Origin of the sequence: Gordonia alkaliphila, from assembly GCF_039542465.1 — a bacterium.
Lineage (GTDB): Bacteria > Actinomycetota > Actinomycetes > Mycobacteriales > Mycobacteriaceae > Gordonia > Gordonia alkaliphila.
The window spans coordinates 1-3,451 of the sequence record NZ_BAABIE010000035.1 but is presented as its reverse complement, the minus strand read 5'-3'; the positions used below and the strand labels follow the sequence as shown (position 1 = coordinate 3,451).

Here is a 3,451-nt window from a genome sequence, read left to right as displayed (position 1 = left end):
TCTTCACCAGAAAGGTGCTCCTTGCCCTGCTTGTGATTGTCGTTTCGCAACAACAATTATTGCAGCTCAGAGCACCTTTCTTCATGAAAACGGCAGGCCAGGCGAATTCAGCGATGAAAGCCCGAGGTTAGCGCGCGTCCGTTCGCCAAGATCTCGGTCACCACCGACACTGGCGTGTACGTGTACTACGACCACGGCTCCGCCGTCCGTCTGTAGGCGAGAACTTCAACGATGGCATACAAGAAGATCGATAACGGCCCACAGCCACGGCAAAGCGCTTTCGGTGGGGTGGTCGCAAGCGTCACCGCCCTCGCCGTATCGCTGGCGATTGCGTCGTCGCTGGTTCCCTCCAACGCATCCGCCGAAACGCCAGCGGAGCGTTGCAAGAGGGAGACTGCCGCATACAACTCGGCATGGGCGACATCTTGGGTAACGGCTCACCCCGGAACGGAACCGGATGACGCACCGCCTCCGCCGGTCCCCTACCGGTGCGGCGGTGGAAGGGACGAGCCGCCGACACTCCGTCCGGACAAATCTACGACCCCGAGTTCAACGGCAACGCCGTCCCCTTCTACCTCCGCTCAACCGACAGACGGCGGCAGCGGGCCTGCGGTCCGTCCGTCGACAGAGCGTAACGAGCCGGCCAGCGGTGTCGACAGAGATCAACCCTCTATCGGCGGCACAGGGAGAGCGCAGTACCCGGATATTCCGGAGGACGAACTACGCAAGTTGATCAACATATCGGCCAGAAACTTCCATATCGAAATTAGGAGGTTGCGTAGCGAACTTCGGGCGTTCTCCCGTCAGATGTCGCTCCCCTACTCTGAGGTCCTCTCCAGTGCCGAGCGAAATGCCTTCGATGCCGTTCCGGTAGGTAACCCCAGCGCCGATGCGACGTGCGGAAAGCCGGCGAACAGAAAGGTCGGTAGGGCGCGGAGGGGAGGTGACTTCTTCTACTCGGATTCCTGTACGGAGGGAGTCAACCATGGCCACAATGGGCTATTCGTCAGCACGATGGCTACCGTGGAAGCGAGTGACGAAAAGGGAGTTCACCGCGTTGCGAACGCGGCTGAATCGATGCGCGTAAACCCACAAAAATACTATGTAAAGGCCGAGAACGCAACGAATAATCAGAAGGATTCGGCTGTAGATTACGCTGAATCTAAAGTAGGCAAGGGGTATAATAAGTGGGGATTTGCGAACAACAGGAAAGGAGGGCCCGAGGTGGGTCACTTCAATTGTTCCCAGTTGGTATGGGCAGCCTACTATGAGACCTCGGGAATCGACCTCGATAAGGACTCATACGGATCATTCGTCAATCGAAACCTGTCTCCGAACCCCGGGGTTTATCCAAAGGACCTCACCGGGTCTCCGCTAGTTGTGGCGTACTAATGCGATTTCGCCCGTGCGTGGTACGACGGTCGCCCAGCCGCGTGGTTGTCGGTATCGCCGTGTTGTTTCTGATGGCCATGACAGTGTCGTGCTCTTCCGAACCACTGTCGGAGAAATCCGCTCTGGGGCCAGAAGTCGACAGGATCCCAGAGCAGGCGTACGCCGCAGTGATGGTTGCGCCTCCGGCGTTCGAATTCGCGTACGACACCGTCCAGGACAATTCATGGGTGGTATTCGTCGATCGGGACATGACGCCGCTCGGTTACATGCATCAGAAAGGGATGTTTCGAAGTCAGATCGCACGGTATCGTGATGGGATCATATTTGCTGACCATAAGAACTATTTCGTGACCTCCAAAGCCGGTACCCACGTCGAGCCCCACGACGCAGGAGGGACGTCGTTGCATGCGTCCACACCGTACGATCTTCAATCGGAAGACGCATTCTTATGGCTCGACGACGGCGTAGTCGATGGACGGTACCGAAGTACCGCGATCGCGGTATCGCCCGACAGTTCGGATTCGATTCGAAAGATCGACGGCCTGGTCGTTTCCTTCGGCAGATGTGCAGGAGTCCCCTATGCCGTCCTCTCGCGTAGTATCGGCAGAAGCGGCCCGGATAAGGTCCACGAGCTTGCTGAGATCGACATGGCAAGGATCCGGCCCGATATCCCGAAGTCCCAGAAGATGTTCGACTTCGACGGCTCCGGTGGCGGGATCCCATACTCGTGCGATGGCTCAGGACAGGTCTCGACCTACATGTCGGACGGAAACGATGTCTCCGATGGCCAGCCAGTCAAGTCCGGGTTCTGGACGGCGAGCGTCGACGACGGACACTCCGCCTGGTCTCCCGTCCCTCGCGAAAAGGCTGCGGGTTCTGCGGCACACGGCGGAATATTCACGCAGTACACTGCGCCCTTTGGGGCGAACATCTCATGGCCAAGCGGGAACGGCATGCGATACGTCGATACCGAGGGTCAAGTATCGGAGATCAGGTTCGGTAAGGACTTCTCCAGCTATTTGTTCACCGTGGCTCCGGACATTCGGGATCGTGTGATCAACGCGGTAGCGGTCGGTTCCGGATCGGACGGTATCGCCTATCTGACACGCGTCGACTCAGACGGCTACATACTTCTGGGTGACGGGGAGTTCGTCTTCACGAACTTCGATTCTGGTGAAGAGGATCGCCGTATACCGACCCCGGAGTGGTTAGCGAACCTTGTAGCGTCGGATCCCTTCATGGTCAGCGATATTGCGCTACTGAGCGATCTCACGTAACGGGTTCCCCGTGTCATGCGGAGGGGTGTCGATACCGAACCGGCCGCTCGCGATTCGAGTGCGCGATCGGGACGGTCGCGGCGTTCGGGACCATTCTGTAGACCGTCATCAGTGGCGACAATGTGGCTCTTCGTATTTCAGAGTGCGTTGACTCGTTCGGTGAGCTGACCCGAGTGCAGTAGGGACCGCAAGATGTAGTGGTCGAGGTTGCGGAAGCCTTGCGCGATGCCGCGGAGGTGTTCGAGGCGTCCGTTGATGGCTTCGACTGGCCCGTTGGAGACGCCGACGTCGAAGTAGGCGAGGATGTCGGCGCGCCGGGCCTGACTTTTATCACCGACTCGGACATATTGGACTTTGCTTGTTGCGACCTGCGGGTTTAGAGCTGTTTCGGGCTGGATTTGTGCACTAAGGATCGCCGATAGGGTGGGTGGATGGCCTACGTTCGGACCGTGAAGACCGCTTCGGGAGCGCGAGCGGTCCAGATCGTTCACGGTTCGCGGAAGGGGTCGCGGTCGATCGAGCACATCGGGTCAGCGCACACCGACGACGAGTACGCTGCGCTCAAGGCCGTGGCTGCGCGGCGTCTTGCTGCAGGTCAGGGCGAGTTGGACCTAGGCATTGCGGATGTCGTGCCGGCTTCAGCGGAGCCGTTACCGAGGGTGAGTCCCCTGGAGTGGTGGGGTTTGGTGGCTCGCTGAGGGCGGTGGACACGCCGGAGAGCTTGGTGTCGCCGTTGGGGTGGGCCATCGCGTGATGATCAGTGAGTTACCTCACAAGTGACT

General features: G+C 59.1%; 2 protein-coding genes and 2 pseudogenes. 3 read left to right on the top strand and 1 reads right to left on the bottom strand.

The annotated features are described in order from the left end of the window. Positions 1-231: 231 nt before the first annotated feature. Both ABD989_RS17550 and ABD989_RS17545 read left to right on the top strand, forming a co-directional pair. Positions 232-1,392, top strand: a complete 1,161-nt coding sequence (locus ABD989_RS17550) for a hypothetical protein (RefSeq protein WP_345314489.1) — start codon at positions 232-234, stop codon at positions 1,390-1,392. Between the two features lie 41 nt (positions 1,393-1,433). Beyond that, positions 1,434-2,669: a hypothetical protein gene (locus ABD989_RS17545; protein WP_345314488.1), complete on the top strand. Its 1,236-nt coding sequence runs from the start codon at positions 1,434-1,436 to the stop codon at positions 2,667-2,669. A 137-nt stretch (positions 2,670-2,806) separates the two neighbouring features. Here ABD989_RS17545 and ABD989_RS17540 read toward each other — a convergent pair. Then, positions 2,807-2,986, bottom strand: a pseudogene (locus ABD989_RS17540) (transposase); the annotation flags it as partial. Positions 2,987-3,100: 114 nt separating this feature from the next. On the opposite strand from ABD989_RS17540, the pseudogene ABD989_RS17535 reads away from it, so the two are divergent. Then, positions 3,101-3,334, top strand: a pseudogene (locus ABD989_RS17535) (IS1634 family transposase); the annotation flags it as partial. Positions 3,335-3,451 lie beyond the last annotated feature (117 nt).

Coding starts and splice junctions, on each gene's coding strand:
- ABD989_RS17550 (WP_345314489.1), top strand. CDS start 232: ATGGCATACAAGAAGATCGATAACGGCCCACAGCCACGGCAAAGCGCT.